Raw genomic sequence first — 16,700 nt, 5'->3', positions numbered from 1 at the left:
CAGCAAGGCGGGGGCTTGGAAACACGCAAGGCGTTGAGCAGCAACGCATGTGCACAACGAGCTCGCCCGACGCAATCCGCCCCGACCTCAGAAAGCCGCTTACAGTATGGATAACGCCAGCAATAATACCGAAACGCTCGAAAAGACCATCCGTGACCTTCTGGAGCGTCAGGACGATCTGATCAGGACCGCCTTTACCGACGAGCTCACCGGACTTGGCAACCGCGGCGGCTTTACCCGTTCCTTAGAGGAACTCTGGGAGCAGGAACTGCCCGTGACCATGGCGTTTATCGACATCGATAACCTTAAGCACTGCAACGACATCTTTGGACATGACGAGGGCAACCGCTATATCTTGCAGGTGAGCCTCTATCTCAAACTGTATATGAAGGTGGACGAGGCGGCATTTCGTCTGGGGGGCGACGAGTTCGCCATCCTATCTACGATTGCGACCGAGGACGACCTTGCCGAACGTCTGGAACACTGCCGAACGGTACTGCTCGAAAACAACGCTTCCAAGATGCCTCACTCGTTTAGCTACGGAGTGGCACACGCCGACCCCGCCCTGGGCGAAGCCCCCAATCGCTTGACGAACGATGCCGATCATCGCATGTACGACTACAAGCTACGTCATGCCGTGCACCTTGATCGACGCAATATCGCACAAGCCCACACCGACGACTTCGAAATAAGCGATCGCATTTTCGACGCCCTTTCGATGCTCAACGAAGGCCGATATTTCTTTATCGAGAACTTGGACAAACATCGAACCCTTTGGTCACAAGGCGCCTTGCGCGATCTTGGTCTTCCTTCGGAGCATATAGACAACTGCCACGATTACTGGAAAACGCGTGTCCATCCCGATGACCTTGAGGCCTATACCAACGACATCGACCAAATCTATGACGGCTCCAAACATCGCCACGTCATGCAGTACCGCGTGCGCAACGCCGCCGGCGACTACATCCTCGGCCGTGCTCGCGGGTTTCGTATCGACGGCGACGGAAATGTCCCCTCGCTCTATGTCGGCGAGCTCGTCAACCACTCGCTTGCCGAGACCGTCGACGCCGCCACGGGCCTCGGAACGCAGCGCACGCTGATCAACGCTATCGATGCCTGCCGTCGCGACCGTTGCAAGACGGGGCTTATAGCAGTGCGCGTTCGCGGCACGGCAAAGTTCAACGAGCTCTACGGGGCCGAGGCCGTCGACAACATGCTCGCCGAATACGCAGGCCGCATGCTGTCGATTACTCGCGGCAGGAGTCGCGTCTTCCGCTCACGCAACGCCCAGTTCGTCGTGCTTAGCAACAATTTGGATCACGAAGCATTCGAGCAACTGATCCAACATCTCAAAGAGGCCGTTTTCGCTCCCGTTCGAATCGCGGACGACACCATTACCCCCGTCTGTCTTGTCGTTCCGGCCTTTTACGAGCACCTGACCAATCAAACGGCCGCCGTTTTAGGCGAACTCGACCGTCGCATTCGCACGGCCGGCGGGCTTGTTCCCAACGACAGCCTCCCCATACCCGAGGTGGAGCGCAAAAGCGCCATCGCCGAACGCATCGATCCGCTCACGGGTCTCTATCGACCCAGCGTGTTTATGCGCCGCGCCAACGAATTTCTCGAGACAAGGCGCAACGGCGCTTGGTGTATCGCCACCGTCGATATGGGACACATGCGACTGTTCAACGAATGGCACGGACAGGCCGAGGGCGACCGCATGCTCGCCGATGTGGGCACGGTCCTCAAGGACATCGAGAATGCCAACATGGGCGTCGCAGGGTACTGGGGCCAAGACGACTTTTGCATACTCATCCCCTTTGAACACGACACCGTCCATCAGATCTATAGCCGCGTTCGCCAGGCCGTGGCCAAGTATGATGACGGCGTGGGATTCTGGCCGTCCATGGGCGTCTACCCCATCGACTCCAACGAGAAAATCACCATCGATGCGCAGGCCAAGGCCATGTTTACCAATCGGCGCGCAAAAAACGACTTTAAGGAGCGCATTGCCATTTTCCGCCCCGAGGAGTACGAGCGCGAAATCTCGTTCCACCGCACGCTGACCGAATTCCAGTACGCGCTCTCCAACGGCCGTATTACCTACTACCTGCAGCCCCAGGTCGACATGGAAACCGGCGAGATCATTGGCGCCGAAGCGCTCACGCGCTGGATCGACAAGGATGGCTCCCTCATTTCGCCCGCCACCTTTATCCCCGCTCTCGAGGAAAGCGGTTTTGTGGTGACGCTCGACAAATACGTTTGGCAGGGCGTTGCCTTGTGGCTGCGCGAGCGCATCAATCGGGGGCTTCGTGTGGTTCCGATCTCGCTTAATGTGTCGCGCGTGGATATCCTTGCCTGCGACGTTGCCGAGCATATGGGAGCGCTCGCCGCCCAATACAACCTGCCGCCCGAGCTCATGCGCATCGAGATCACCGAGACAGCTTATACGGGAGAGTCCGAGGCCGTGGATAAACTAACGGCCGACCTGCACACCCGCGGCTTCTCGACCTATATGGACGATTTTGGCACCGGCCAGTCCACGCTCGCGATGCTCAAGAACGTCAACGTCGACGTCATCAAGCTCGATCGCACGTTTGTGCCCGATAACGGCGATGAGGGCCGCAGCGTGCAAATCATCTCATCAATGCTCGAGATGGCGCAGTCACTCCATCTGCCCGTTGTGATCGAAGGCGTCGAGACGGACAAGCAGGCAAACATGCTGCGCCACATGGGCGCCCGCTACGCTCAGGGATTCCTCTACTACCGCCCCATGCAGGCGGAGGATTTTGAGGCATTGCTCGATGGTGGCGACAACAACTAATACGCTCGCACGCAAACGCCACCGTCGAGGGGAGCGTTTGTTCCCATGAGCTAACTAATACTCCAATCTAAACCGAATTGGGAGTAAGATACAAACCATTGTTCCATCCAAGGAGGCAATCCATCATGAACGAGTCGTATCGCCTGGGCGAGCAATCAATCATCGCTCATCTTCAGCGACTTGCGAACGGGGCCTCAACCACCGAGCTCGATGTTGCCGCGCTGCCCCCGGAGCTGCGTGCCATCGGTGAGCAACTGCAGAAAACGCTCGCCATCCTGCAACAAGAACGCGAGCTGCTTGAGCACGGCGCCTATATCGACTCGCTCACCAATCTTGGCAACCGTGGCGGACTCGACCGCCATGTCGATCAGCTCTGGCGCAAAGGCACCCCCTTCACCTGCGCCTATATCGATATCGACCGCCTTAAGCATTGCAACGATAAGTTTGGCCACGCCGAGGGCAATCGCTACATTCTGAGCATCTGCCGCGCACTCACCGAGACAATGGAGCACGATGAGTTGCTGTTCCGTATCGGTGGAGACGAATTTGTACTTATATCCCCCACGACAGACGAAGCCGAGCTCGAGCAGCGCCTGGAGCGGACGCGTGCCAATCTTATCGAGGCAACATCGGACGGCAAGGCGCCCATGATCGCCAGCTTTAGCTTTGGCTGCTCGCGCGTCGACCCACTTGCAGGCGATACGCGTCGCCAGATGACAAAGGACGCCGACCGCAAAATGTATCGCTACAAGCTCATGTACCGTGTGCAACAACCGGAAGAAGGCGATGCGCTGCAACGCCCGATCACCGAACAACCCCCCCCTGCAACGACCGAGTGTTCCAAGCGATCTCCATGAGCTCCGAGACACGCTATCCGTTCATCATTAACCTCGACACCGGCGAATCGCAATGGTCGGTTAATGCCGTGCGCGATTTTGACCTACCCTCCCAGCATCCCTACAACTCGCTCGATATATGGCTTGCCCGTGTTCACCCCGAAGACCGCGACAACGTACGTGCCGAGCTCGATATGGTGGTAAACGGCACGTGGCACTTCCACTGCATGCAGTATCGCGTCATGAATACCGCCGGAAAATACGCGCTTTGCGACTGCACGGGTTACCGCCTGGACGGCACCGATACCGAGCCCAACATGTATGTGGGCATTGTCACCAACCGAAGCTTGGCAGATACGACCGATTCCGTGACCGGTCTGGGCGATATCCACGCCCTGGTCAACGCCATTGGCGAGATGCGTCGCGTGGCACGAAACGCGGGCTTGATCGCCATTAAAATCGACGAAATCGCACAGGTCAATGCCCGCTTTGGCTTTGATGCAGGCGACCGCGTTTTGGCAGAAAGCGCCGCCTGCCTCATGGATTGCTCGCGCGGCAAGGGTCGTCTGTTCCGCTCGACCGGACCGATGTTCGTGGCGCTCTTTGACGAGCTTGATCCCGAAGAGACCGACGCGGTTGCAGACGAAATCGAACGGTTCTTGGGATCGCCCGTGCTCCTTGGCTCATTTGAATATCAGCCGCCCCTTCGCGTGGCGACGCTTCATCTGGACGCCGTCGACCGACAGCCCGTTTCCATTTTGAACGAACTCAATGCGCTGATTAAAGAGGCGCCGCAGGTACCGGGCACCAAGCTGGACTAGCGACGTAGGGCGCGATGTGAAACACAAGCCGTTTCGCATCGCGCCCCGCGCCATCTGCCCTCTCGTGCGATAATCCTCCGCAGAAGTCACCGACAGCAGAGGGAGTTTGTGATGAAGGTTCTTTTGGTCAATGGCAGCCCCAAGGCAAACGGCAACACCGCCCGCGCACTCGCCGAGGTCGCCGAGCAACTTAGGGCCGAGGGCATCGATACCGAGACGTTTCAACTGGACGCCAAGCCCATTCGCGATTGCATCGGTTGCGGCCAGTGCGGCAAGCTTGGCGGTCGCTGTACCTTTGACGACGACGTGGTCAACGAGCTGATCGCTGCCGCCGAACAGGCCGACGGCTTTGTCTTTGGCTCGCCCGTCTACTACGCACATCCCAGCGGACGCATCCTCTCGGCACTCGACCGCGCATTCTATGCAGGCAGCAAGGCCTTTGCGCACAAGCCGGGCGCCGCTGTCGCCGTTGCCCGTCGCGGTGGCACGTCGACCACCTTCGATGTGCTCAACAAGTACTTCACCATCAACCAGATGCCCGTGGTGGCATCCACCTACTGGAACAACGTCTTTGGCGCCATGCCGGGCGAGGCCGCCCAGGACGCCGAAGGCCTTGCCACCATGCGAAACATCGGCAAAAACATGGCCTGGCTGCTGCGTTGCATCGAGGCGGGAAAGTCCGCCGGCATCGAAGCGCCCCAGGCCGATCGCGCTAGGACCAACTTCATCAGGTAGAACGGCGGAACCAAACAATGAACGTGCAGATCTTCGGTACCAAAAAGTCCTTCGATACCAAGAAGGCGCAGCGCTATTTTAAGGAGCGCCGCATTAAGGTGCAGTTTATCGACCTTAAAGAAAAGGAGATGAGCAAGGGCGAGCTCACGAGCGTGATGCAGGCGGTCGGCGGTATCGACAAGTTGCTCAACCCCAAGGCTAAGGACGAGGAGACGCTCGCGCTCATCCAGCACCTCACCCCTAGCCAGCGCTTCGACAAGCTGCTCGAAAACCAGCAGGTCTTGGCCGAACCCATCGTGCGCAACGGCAAAAAGGCCACCGTCGGTTATTGCCCCGATGTATGGGGAGCCTGGGAGTAGCCTGTGTTATTTGCCGGCGCGTGGGTATAAGAGCAGGCGTTTGGCATATGATTCAACTGTAAGCCATGTCTAACAAAGGAGGGCACATGCCCAACAAACCCGTGAAGATCATCATGCTTACCGGATACCTCGGTGCCGGCAAGACCACGCTGCTCAACCACATCCTCGCCAACGACGGCGGCATCCGCGCCGCCGTGATCGTCAACGATATCGGCGAGATCAACGTCGACGCCAGCCTCATCGCCGACGGCGGCCTTTCCGAGACCGACGACCTTATCCCGCTCACCAACGGCTGCATCTGCTGCACGCTTTCGGACGACCTGGCCAACCAGCTGCAGGGCATCGCCGATTCGGGCAAGTTCGACTACATCATCATCGAGGCCTCGGGTATTTGCGAGCCTATCCCCATCGCCTACACCATCTCGAGCTTCTGCGACGAGGCCAAGGTGGGCGGCGAGCCCAAGCTCGCGCTCGACAACATCGTGGCCGTGGTCGACTGCGCCCGCATGTACGACGAGTTCAACGGCGGTCGCGACCTGCTGGCCGAGGACATTGACGAGGATGACATCGAGAGCCTGCTCATCCAGCAGATCGAATTTTGCTCCACGCTGATCCTCAACAAGACCGATACCGTCACGCCTGAGCAGATTGCCGAGCTCAAGGCCATTGTGCGCAGCCTACAGAAGGACGCCGTGATTGTCGAAGCCCAAAACGGCGAGGTCCCCATGGAGGAGCTGCTCGACACCGACCGCTTCGACTTTATGCGCGCCTACAACTCCGCCGCTTGGATCGAGGCCATGGAGCATCCCGAGGAGCACGACGACCCCGAGGTGCTCGAGTACGACATCGAGACCTTTGTGTACTCGCGCCGCAAGCCGTTTGACCTGCAGAAGTTCACCGATTTTGTTGAGCAGGAGTGGCCCGACGAGGTCATCCGCGTCAAGGGCCCGCTGTGGCAGACCGGCAATCCGGACATGTGCTACATGTTTGAGCAGGCCGGCCACCAGATGCGCCTGATGGAGAACGGTCTGTTTGTCGATTCTGCGCCCGAGGGCGAGAAGCAGAAGATTATCGACGAGAACCCCGAGATCATGCAGATTTGGGACGACGAGACGGGCGACCGCATGACGAGCCTGTGCATCATCGGCCGTCACATGGACAAGGATGCGCTCATCGCCTCCCTCGATGCCTGCCTGACCGACTGGCACCGCGCCTAGGTTATCGAAGCGGGCATTTTCCGCCCACGTAACCGCCAAACCACCACGAAGGTGCCTGTCCCCTTCGTGGTGGTTTTTCGTTCTATGCCAAGGAGATTCATGTTCAATATCGTGCTGTATGCACCCGAGATTCCGGCCAATACGGGTAATATCGGCCGCACCTGCGTGGTCACCGGTGCCCATTTGCACCTGGTAGAGCCGCTGGGCTTTTCGCTCGACGACAAGACGGTGCGTCGCGCCGGCCTGGGCTACTGGCAAAACTTGGACGTGACCACCTATGCCGGCTGGGAGGATTTCCTTGCGCGCAACGACCTCTCCCCCGCCGACGAGCGCCTGCACCTGCTGACCAAAAAGGCGCGCCGCACCTATGCGCAAAGCACCTACCGCGACGGTGACTATCTGGTCTTTGGCAGCGAGAGCTCGGGGATTCCCGAGCCGCTGCTTGCCGCGGCGCCCGCATGCTGCGAGCGCATTCCCATGCTGCGCGACTGTGATTCGCTCGATAACGCCGAAGTCTGGGAGGCCCACGAGGAGGCGCTCGGGCATACCAAGGACAGCCACGAAGCCATCCTTCGGCAGGATATCTGCGGCAACTTTATCGACCCGGCCGACTACCGCATTAGTGCACTCAACCTCTCCAACAGCGCCGCCATCGTCCTCTACGAAGCCCTGCGCCAGACAGGCTTTCCTGGCATGTGACAAAGGGACTGTCCCTTTGTCACATTGATGCACCAAATAACGAGCCGTCGCTTTTAACCAGAATTAACTAGAATAAAATGGAGTTAAACGGCGATGTGAAAGGAGAGCCTTGTGGAATATCTCGAGAACCCGTTTACCCCCAGTTTTGGTGAGGTTCCTGCCCATCTCGCCGGCAGACAACAGATTATTCGGGATTTGGACCGTGCCTTCTTGAGCCAGCGTAGACGCCCGGAATTGACCTCGATCTTCTCAGGTGCGCGTGGAACCGGTAAAACCGCTCTCATGTCGTCGCTCGCGACAAGGGCAGAATCCCACGGCTGGATAGCCGTAAAGACGACCGCGCTCTCGGGAATGCTTGAGGAAATCGAGTTCGGGGCGAAACGTGCTGCAGGCCATCTCATCGACCCGTCTAACAACTTCGAAGTCACCGGTCTCGGAATTGCACCATTCGGCAGTATCGAGGTCAATCGCGTTCACGATGCCTCGACTTGGCGTTATCGCATGAGCGACATCATCGACCAGCTCAACGAAACGGGCACCGGTCTGCTCGTCACGGTTGATGAGGTCGACCCGACGCTCGACGAGATGATCCAGCTCGCAGCCACGTATCAGCACTTTGTGACCGATGGGAAACGCGTCGCCCTACTCATGGCGGGACTTCCTAACAACGTCTCGACGTTGCTGAACCACAAGACGGTCTCGTTCCTTCGTCGCGCCCAGCAATATCATCTGGGGCGTATCGCCGATTACGATGTACGCGAGGCCTTGATCCGAACGATCCAGGAAAACGACCGTTTGGCGGATGCCGAGGGAATCGATAAGGCCGTTCGCTCGATTTCGGGCTTTCCCTTCCTTTTGCAGCTTGTGGGTTACCGCGCCTGGGATCTCACGAGCAACTCGAGAGAAATATCGTCTCGCGACTTTGACCAGGGAATCAAAATCGCACGCGACGAAATGGACGACCGGATCCTCGCGGCGACCTATCGGGAACTCACTGCAGAGGACAAGCGATTCCTCATCGCCATGCTCGATGACGAGGAAGAGTCCACCACCGCCGACCTTGTCGGGCGCCTTAAGCGTTCGCCGCAACAGGTCTCCCGCTACCGACGCCGCATGATAGACGCAGGCATTATTGGGGAACGCGGGCGCGGTATCGTCGCTTTTGAATTACCGTTCTTCCGCGACTATCTCGCCGCTCAATGCGTGAAATAGGCATCAATGTGACAAAGGGACAGTCCCTTTGTCACATTCGGTTAGAGGTAGCGGCCGGTGATGCTTGCGGAGCAGGCAGCGATGTCGCCCGGCGTGCCGACACAGACGATTTGTCCGCCTGCGTCGCCGCCGCCCGGGCCCATGTCGATCACGTAATCGGCGTTACGGATAAGGTCGAGGTCGTGCTCGATCACGATAACCGTGGCGCCCTTGGCAACAAGGCCATCAAACACACTCAGCAACACCTGAACATCGAGCGGATGCAGGCCAATCGTGGGCTCGTCGAATACGAATACGGCATCGTCCTGCACGCGGCCCATCTCGCTCGCAAGCTTAAGGCGCTGCGCCTCGCCGCCCGAAAGCGCCGGCGTGGGCTCACCAAGCGTGAGATAACCCAAGCCCAGGTCGTGCAAGGTCTGTAAACGCACCTGAACCTTCTTGAGTCCGACGGTCGCGTCGAGGGCCTCATCCACGCTCATATCCATGAGCTGCGGCAACGTAAGCAGGCTGCCGTCCTTGCCCTCGCGATGAATATGCGAGGCCGCGTCTGCATAACGCGAGCCGTGGCATGCAGGGCAGACGATCTCGACATCGGGCAAAAACTGCACGTCGAGCGATATCGAGCCCGTGCCATCGCACGTAGGGCAGCGCAAAGCGCCAGTGTTGTAGCTAAAGGCACCCGCTTTATATCCTGCCGCCTTGGCCTCGGGCGTACGGGCGAAGGCGCGGCGCAGCTCATCATGGATGTCGGCATAGGTCGCTACCGTCGAGCGTACGTTGGCGCCGATGGGCGTGGCGTCAATCAGGTTGGCGCGCGCGATGCCCTCGGCATCGACCCAACGCACGTGCCTTGGCAGGCGCTCACCGGCTGCCTGTGCCTTGAGCGCCGGGATGAGCGTCTCGAGCACCAACGTCGTCTTGCCCGAACCCGAAACGCCCGTCACCGCGACAAGGCGGCCGCGCGGGATATCGACTTCGAGCGGTTTGACGGTATGGATGGCATCGGTCGCCATGTGGATATGGCCTAGGTCGAACATTTCGTCGTCAGCCACCTGCGGGCGCAGACGCTTGGGGTCCGAGCGCAAGAACGGCGCGATGCGGCTGCCCTGCGATTGCTCGACCTCACATACCGTACCGGCGGCGATTACATGGCCGCCGCCTGCTCCCGCAACGGGGCCCATCTCGACCAGATAGTCGGCTTCTGCCAGCACGCGCGTGTCGTGGTCGACAACAACCACGGTATTGCCGTCGACCACCAGATCGCGCATCACGCCCACCAAGCCGTCGACATTGGCAGGATGCAAGCCGATCGAAGGCTCGTCCAGCACATACAGCACGCCCGTCGATCGGTTACGCACCACGCGGGCGAGCTGCACGCGCTGACGCTCGCCCGTGGAGAGCGTGGCACCGGCGCGGTCGAGTGAAAGGTAATCGAGGCCCAGATCGACCAGTCGACGGGCCGTGCTCAAAAACGAATCGCAGATATCCGTCGCCATGGGCTGCATCTCGGCCGGCAAGGATGCGGGCACCCCGCGCACCCACTCAATCGCCTCACCCAGCGTCATAGCCGCGGCCTGCGCCAGATTGATACCGCGCACCTGGGGATGGCGTGCGGCCTCGGAGAGACGCGTGCCGCCACAGTCACGGCATGGCCCCTCGCGCAAAAAGCGCGCCACGCGCTTGAGGCCCTTGTCGTCCTTAACCTTGGCGAGCGCATTCTCGACGGTATAGACAGCGTTGTAATAGGTAAAATCGAGCGGCGTGGCGCCCTCGCCGTTTTTGGGAACGTAGAGAATGTGCTTTTTAACCGCCGGACCGTGGAACACGATGTCGCGCTCTTGAGGCGTGAGCTGGTTAAACGGCACGTCGGTGCGCACGCCCATCTCGCCGGCTACCTGCTTCATCAGATCCCACATGAGCGTACCCCAGGGAAGCACCGCGCCTTCGTTGATGGTCTTTGACTCGTCGGGCACCAGGCTCGCTTCGTCCACCTCGCGCATGACACCAGTGCCGCCGCAGGTAGGGCACGCACCGCCGCTGTTAAAGGCAAGGTCCTCGGCACTCGGCGCGTAGAACTCGCGGCCGCATGCGGGGCACGTGAGCGACAGGCCCGCAGCCACGTTAAGGCTCGGCTCCACACGCGCCCCGCAATGTGGGCACACGTGATGGGCACAGCGGCTAAAGAGCAAACGCAGACTGTTGTTGAGCTCGGTCATGGTACCAAAGGTCGAGCGCACGCCTGGCACACTGGGACGCTGATGCAACGCGAGTGCCGCCGGTACGTGCAATACCTCGTCCACCTGGGCGTGCTCGGCCTGCGTCAGGCGACGTCGAGTATAGGTGCTGAGCGCCTCCAGGTAACGGCGCGAGCCCTCGGCATAAAGAACTCCCAGCGCCAGCGAGCTCTTGCCCGAGCCCGACACGCCGGCAATGCCCACGAGCCTCCCCAGCGGAATATCGATATCGATGTCCTTGAGATTGTGGACACGTGCACCGCGCACCTCGATAGCCTGCGGGCTCATCTTCTGTTCCGTCACCTTTATCACCCTACTCATGCCATAAAACGCGGTCGCGGATATACTCGCCCAGCATGGGCACGGTAAACCGCACAAGGCCGTATCCGGCGGCCTCGATGACGCGCTCGCGAATCAGGCTTGCGCGATATTTACTCGCCCAGCTCTGGGTACGGTCGCAGCGCTCAATGATATCCGCCGTGCGCGTCGGCTTGTCCTCGTCAACCGCCATAGCCTCGATAAAGAGGCGCTGAGGGCTGCGCAGACCGTAATACAGAGGTGCGTCAACCGCTTCGTAGAACTCGGAGACGGCATCCGCATGGCCATTCTCGACATCGCGCCTTTCGATGACTTGCGAGCCACGCCGGACAGCAGACCGCCACATGTAATAGCCCACCAGCTGAACCATATAGGGATGCCCCATGCTCTTGCGCGCCGCAAGGTCCGCCGTCTCCGCGTCAACGTAAAGACCAGCGTCTTTGACCGTCTGGATATACGAATCGCGCACTTTGGGCAAAGATATTGCCCCCAACGTACGCTGCTGGGCACGCCGCAAAAACGTCACGCTCGGCTCTTCGAGCAGATCGTCAACCATACTGGGCAAGCCGGCGAACGCCAGCGCAAGACCGCGCTGGTCGCTATCGGGCAAGCCCGTGGCATCCTGGTCTCCGAGCACCTGCTGATAGAGGACGGCAAGAGCCGCCAGTTCCTCGATAGACACCGATTGTGCCTCGTCAATCGCAAACAAGACGCCCTTGCCCGGACCGAGCTTCTTGAGACGCTCGTTGACCAGCCCTCGCAATGTCTCGCCTTTTGCCCGCGCCGCCTCGACCGACATCCGGCCAAACGACGGCCCAAACTCCATTGACGTCACAACGGGTTTATTCGAGCGAAGCGCGTCGGCCAAGCGGTCGCACAAACCAAGCGAAGCGGAATCGGAGACAACCGCCCATCCGCGCTCGCTGGCTAGACGTTGCAGCTCCCGCAGGAGAACCGTTTTGCCACAGCCGCGGTTTCCCGTAATGAGCATGAGCCTGCCCGGCGCTCCGGCGCCGTTGTCGAGCCCTTCCTCAAAATCTTCGATGACCGACTCGCGACCGATGAGTATCGGAGGCCGCTTACCAGCCGTTGGCTTAAAGGGATTTGGATTCATGTCGGCCTCCTCGAATTGGCAAAGGCTGGTAATAGTTATACCAACTTATACCGAGTTACACCAACTGAATGTGACAAAGGGACTGTCCCTTTGTCACATGTGGCCGAAAAACTCGGCGTCGGCGGGGCGATAGGGGCGGAAGGTGGCGGGATCGATCTTTACGTGTGCCGCGGCGGGCACGTCGTACCATTTGACCGTATAGCCGGCGCCGTGGGCGCAAAAGACCGAATCGGGCGTGTTGGGCAGATCGGCCTCGGGCTCATAGGCGGCCGCCTCGATGACGCGCTCGGCATCATGGCAAGCCGCATAACCGGCGAACTCAAGGTACAAATGCCCGCGGCCGCTCGTGTAGGCAGCCACCTCCAGCGCATAATCCTGTACCTCGGATGCTGGCACGCGACCCACAAGCTTCGCCCGGTCGCCCGCCATCGCCGGCGGCTTGTACTCGGCGCCCATGCGCGTGACATCCGAAAGCGCCCGGCCCACGCACTCCCCCGGCACCTCGAGCTCAAAGCGATACCACGGCTCCAACAACACCGCCGCGCCGGCCTCGCGCGCCTGCATCAAACCCTGGCGAATCGCGCGGTACGTGGCCTGACGAAAATCACCGCCCTCGGTGTGTTTGGCATGTGCACGGCCACCCGTAAGCGTGATGCGCACATCGGTGATGGGCGAGCCGGTCAACACGCCCAGGTGATCGCGCTCCATGGCGTTGGTGAGCGCCAGGCGCTGCCAGTTCAGATCGAGCTCGTCAGTCGAGGTAGCGGTACCAAATTGCACGCCTGAGCCCGCCGGCAGCGGCTCAAGGCGCAGGTGCACCTCGGCGTAATGGCGCAGTGGCTCAAAGTGGCCCACACCCTCGACCGGCTGCGAGATCGTCTCCTTATAGAGAATGCCGCCGGACTCAAACTCAATCGTAAGGCCAAAGCGATCGGCCAACACCCGCTGCACGACCTCGAGCTGCACGGCTCCCATCAACTGCAAGTGAATCTGCTCAAGATGCGTATTCCAGCTTACGCCGAGCATGGGGTCTTCGTCCGCCAACTCGGTCAGCGCTTTAAACACCGCATGGACATCGTGTTCGCCCGGTAGCACCGTATAGGTGAGGACCGGCGCAATGACAGGTGCATCGCCCGCGGGCTCCGCGCCCAGGGCATCACCCGGGCGAACGTGTGCGAGGCCCGTCACGGCGCAGATGCCGCCAGCGGCAACTTCCTGGGCAAGCTCATACTTCTCGCCGTTATAGATGCGTACCTGATCGACCTTCTGCTCCCATGCCTCGGCACCGGAACGTCCGTCAATCATCTGTTTGGCATGCAGCGTGCCGCCGGTCACTTTAACCCAAGCCAAGCGCTCGCCACGATCCCCGCGGCTGACACGATAGACGCGCGCAGCAAACTCCGGGAGCCACGCCTGTTCACGCATCAGCGCGCATATGCCATCCAGCAGCTCGTCAACGCCTTGGTCCTTGAGCGCCGAGCCGGCAAAGCAGGGAAAGAGCTTGCGCTCGGCAACCATGCGCGACAGCGTCGCAACAGAAAGCTCGCCCGTCTCAAGAAACTCATCGAGCGCCGCCTCGTCCAACGCTGCAGCGTCCTCCTGAACGGCACCACCCGCCAGTAGTTCGCTGGCATCTAGGCAGCCCTCGGAAAGGCGCTGCCCAAGTTGTGCCAGTAAAACATCGCGGCCGGGATGCTCCAAATCAATTTTGTTGATAAAGACGAACGTCGGGATGTCATAGCGCGCAAGCAGGCGCCACAGGGTTTCGGTGTGTCCCTGCACGCCATCGTTGGCGCCCACAACCAAAATCGCGTAGTCGAGCGCGCGCAACGTGCGCTCCGCCTCGGCAGAAAAATCGACATGCCCCGGTGCATCCACGAGCATGACGTTGGCATCTCCGTGGTCGAGCACGGCCTGCGACGAGAAAATCGTGATGCCGCGCTCGCGTTCGATAGCGTTGGTATCCAGGTGCGAGTCGCCGTCGTCCACACGGCCGCGCTTGCGAATGCGACCTGCGTTGAACAGCATGGCCTCGGCCAGCGTAGTCTTGCCGGCATCGACATGCGCCAAGATTCCAACGACCGCTTGCTTCGACATGGCTCTCCTCTTATTGCAAGCCCGTCGCGCACGGCGACAGGCATTCTCGTTCCACACTGGATGATACAATTTACGAGCCGGCGGGCGAAGCGGGCCCTATCCCCCGACCGAGCTCATCGCCCTGCGTTGCCGCGCGGCGATTTTCGTAGGTTCGCGCCTTGCGAAAGCCGGCACCTCCCCTAACAGCGCAGCGACCAAAAATGGCCCCACCCGGGGCCATTTTCATGTACATGGATTGTTGATACGCGTCCCCGCTCTTATGCCTCGCGCAGCCAATCGAACGCGACGCGCGGCGTGCCGTCCGACACATACACGACGCCGGCGCGCTCGAACCCCGCCTTCATGCTCGCGCCCTGCATGGGCAGGTTGTCCGCGTGCGTATCGATACGCAGATGGTCGGCGCGCTCCTTGGCAAAGGCAAACATCGCAGCCGCGATACCGTGCACGGTGCCGTCGGACGCCACGCGGTGCAGTACGGCGTACGGAGTGTCGCTACGCCACTGGCCGTCCTCGATGACGTCGTAGCACTCGTCCGGGCCCGGCAAAAAGACAAACGTCGCCACCACGCGGCCGTCGACTTCGCACACGTAACTGCCACCAGCGGCAATATCGGCAGCCAACTGCTCGGCCGAAGGCGTGCCCTCGGGCCACTGCGTGGCGTTGCCATGCGCGCGCATAAAGGCGCGGGCGGCATCATAGATAGCCATGACGGCGGGAATGTCGGTATCGAGGGTTTTTCTGATCATCACGCGGCGACCTCACGTTTATTGGTATCACTTTGATTGAGCAATGATACCAGCGTTTGGAAAGGGCACGAAGCAGATGGGGAGCAAAAAGCGAGCCGCCTGGTCAAAGGCCAAAAGCGAGTTTTTGGGCGCTGCCACCGGCGGCGATATGAGCGACCTGTTTGCACGCGAGGACGAGCGCCGCGACGCCCTGGACGCCGAGCGCGATGAGGCTTGGCGCTACAAGTCGTGCGAGCGCAAAAACCGCTACGACACACGCGCCGAGGCCGAGGCCGTTATGGCCGACTGCGAAAACCGCGGACGGCGCGGCCTGGCCTGCTACAAATGCGAATACTGCGGCGGATGGCATCTGACGTCGCACCCTTGGAAATAGGCTCCGCATCGGCGCGACGCCGACGCAGCGGCACGGCACCGACACATCGCCGGCCATCGCGCGCAGGCTACGGACGCGGCGGCACCAAAACATCGTAGCGGACGGCCTTGCCCGCAAGCTGATAGCTCGGCTTAACGCCGGCAAGCAGCGGCCCCTTCACCGGCCGCTTGATAACGACCTTGCGCGGGCGCGGCACAAGCGCGGCCTCGACCAGCGTCTCCTCATCGGCGCACGGCTGCTCCAAATGGTGCAAGAGCTGGAACTTCTTTTTAACCGCCGCGCTCTTGGTGCGCTCAGGAAACATGGGGTCCAGATACACCACGTCGGGAGCCGCGAGCTCATCGCGCTCGACCAGCTCAGCCGTATGGCGAAGGCCGGCAATGCTGTCCTCGCCCGCATGTAAGTGCATGCGCGCCACGGCAACCGCAAGCGCCGGATCATCTGCCGCGCGATCCAAAGCATCCTGCAACAGCGCCGCGATCACGCAATCCTGCTCGTACAGATCGACGGTAAAACCCGCGGCGGCCAGCAGCAGCGAATCCTCGCCAAAGCCTGCCGTGGCGTCAATCGCCCATGGCTGCTCGATGCCTTTCGCGCGCGCGGCCTTAACCAGCAGCTCTTGCTGCAGGCGGCCCTGCCTGAGCCGCGGAAGCATGCGGACAAAATCGGCGCGCAGCTCCATCGCACCGTCGGTGAGCGTGAGGCCCTCGGGCTTCCCGATCAGCTCAAGCCCCGCGGCCCGAGCAACAGAAAAGGGATCGACGACGCCCATGGGCACTCCTTAGCAAGCAAAGCGGATACGTGAGCGCCGCATGTGTCGGCACCCAATCGTCCGCTATTGTCCCACATGCGACATGGCCCACAACATCCCAATGCAAAGCACCGCCATCAATCCCGTGCACACGGCAGCGATCACGGAATCGCTCATGCGCCTTCCCAACGACCGCGGCTCGCGCACTTGTCCTGCTCCGTACATCACGGCTCCTCCTTGAGACCAGCTCCTTGTTACGGCCCCATCATCGCAGCGCCGCACATGAGCTGCCATCGATTTGGCTTACGTCCAGCTTTCCTTTTTGAAAGGTTGGACCGTACAGGCAAGAGACGCTTTCAAACGC

Annotated in this window: 14 protein-coding genes; 9 read left to right on the top strand and 5 right to left on the bottom strand. The window is 60.6% G+C overall.

Features of this window, described 5'->3' with window-relative positions:
- Window positions 1–106: 106 nt before the first annotated feature.
- From DXD16_RS07195 to DXD16_RS07160, 8 genes are all read left to right on the top strand, one after another.
- Window positions 107–2,824, top strand: a complete 2,718-nt coding sequence (locus DXD16_RS07195) for an EAL domain-containing protein (RefSeq protein ID WP_117655637.1) — start codon at window positions 107–109, stop codon at window positions 2,822–2,824.
- Between the two features lie 125 nt (window positions 2,825–2,949).
- On the top strand, window positions 2,950–3,681 hold the full coding sequence (locus DXD16_RS07190) for a GGDEF domain-containing protein (RefSeq protein WP_117655636.1): 732 nt from the start codon (window positions 2,950–2,952) through the stop codon (window positions 3,679–3,681).
- Window positions 3,678–4,481: a diguanylate cyclase domain-containing protein gene (locus tag DXD16_RS07185; RefSeq protein WP_117655635.1), complete on the top strand. Its 804-nt coding sequence runs from the start codon at window positions 3,678–3,680 to the stop codon at window positions 4,479–4,481. The genes DXD16_RS07190 and DXD16_RS07185 overlap by 4 nt, the downstream gene beginning before the upstream one ends.
- A gap of 111 nt (window positions 4,482–4,592) precedes the next feature.
- Entirely contained in the window at window positions 4,593–5,216 is a 624-nt protein-coding gene (locus DXD16_RS07180) for a flavodoxin family protein (protein WP_117655634.1), read from the top strand.
- 17 nt (window positions 5,217–5,233) lie between these two features.
- Window positions 5,234–5,575, top strand: coding sequence for an arsenate reductase family protein (locus DXD16_RS07175; RefSeq protein WP_055252194.1), 342 nt, complete (start codon window positions 5,234–5,236; stop codon window positions 5,573–5,575).
- A gap of 86 nt (window positions 5,576–5,661) precedes the next feature.
- Window positions 5,662–6,792, top strand: a complete 1,131-nt coding sequence (locus DXD16_RS07170) for a GTP-binding protein (protein ID WP_117655633.1) — start codon at window positions 5,662–5,664, stop codon at window positions 6,790–6,792.
- Window positions 6,793–6,891: 99 nt separating this feature from the next.
- Window positions 6,892–7,491: a tRNA (cytidine(34)-2'-O)-methyltransferase gene (locus tag DXD16_RS07165; protein ID WP_117655632.1), complete on the top strand. Its 600-nt coding sequence runs from the start codon at window positions 6,892–6,894 to the stop codon at window positions 7,489–7,491.
- A 111-nt stretch (window positions 7,492–7,602) separates the two neighbouring features.
- Window positions 7,603–8,703 (top strand): ATP-binding protein, encoded by a 1,101-nt coding sequence (locus tag DXD16_RS07160; RefSeq protein ID WP_117655631.1) that lies wholly within the window; start codon window positions 7,603–7,605, stop codon window positions 8,701–8,703.
- 41 nt (window positions 8,704–8,744) lie between these two features.
- On the opposite strand, the gene DXD16_RS07155 is transcribed toward DXD16_RS07160, so the two are convergent.
- From DXD16_RS07155 to DXD16_RS07140, 4 genes are all read right to left on the bottom strand, one after another.
- Window positions 8,745–11,240: an excinuclease ABC subunit UvrA gene (locus tag DXD16_RS07155; RefSeq protein ID WP_233502660.1), complete on the bottom strand. Its 2,496-nt coding sequence runs from the start codon at window positions 11,238–11,240 to the stop codon at window positions 8,745–8,747.
- Between the two features lie 10 nt (window positions 11,241–11,250).
- The gene (locus DXD16_RS07150) at window positions 11,251–12,369 is read right to left on the bottom strand and encodes an AAA family ATPase (protein ID WP_089572898.1); all 1,119 of its coding nucleotides are present in this window, start codon (window positions 12,367–12,369) and stop codon (window positions 11,251–11,253) included.
- Window positions 12,370–12,462: 93 nt separating this feature from the next.
- Window positions 12,463–14,466, bottom strand: coding sequence for a translation factor GTPase family protein (locus tag DXD16_RS07145; RefSeq protein WP_117655629.1), 2,004 nt, complete (start codon window positions 14,464–14,466; stop codon window positions 12,463–12,465).
- Window positions 14,467–14,723: 257 nt separating this feature from the next.
- Window positions 14,724–15,212 carry an N-acetyltransferase gene (locus tag DXD16_RS07140; protein ID WP_117655628.1) on the bottom strand — a complete coding sequence of 163 codons (489 nt, stop codon included), beginning with the start codon at window positions 15,210–15,212 and terminating at the stop codon, window positions 14,724–14,726.
- A gap of 76 nt (window positions 15,213–15,288) precedes the next feature.
- Between DXD16_RS07140 and DXD16_RS07135 the strand changes: the two genes are divergently transcribed.
- Complete coding sequence (locus DXD16_RS07135) at window positions 15,289–15,585, top strand: hypothetical protein (RefSeq protein WP_055310006.1); 297 nt, start codon at window positions 15,289–15,291, stop codon at window positions 15,583–15,585.
- Window positions 15,586–15,652: 67 nt separating this feature from the next.
- On the opposite strand, the gene DXD16_RS07130 is transcribed toward DXD16_RS07135, so the two are convergent.
- A complete protein-coding gene (locus DXD16_RS07130) occupies window positions 15,653–16,357 on the bottom strand; it encodes a class I SAM-dependent methyltransferase (RefSeq protein WP_117655627.1) in 705 nt (234 codons plus the stop codon).
- Between the last annotated feature and the right edge of the window lie 343 nt (window positions 16,358–16,700).

Source organism: Collinsella sp. TF11-5AC, assembly GCF_003436775.1.
In the GTDB taxonomy this organism is placed as follows: domain Bacteria; phylum Actinomycetota; class Coriobacteriia; order Coriobacteriales; family Coriobacteriaceae; genus Collinsella.
The sequence above is the reverse complement of the archived record's forward strand: the minus strand, read 5'-3'. Positions and strand labels throughout refer to the sequence as shown.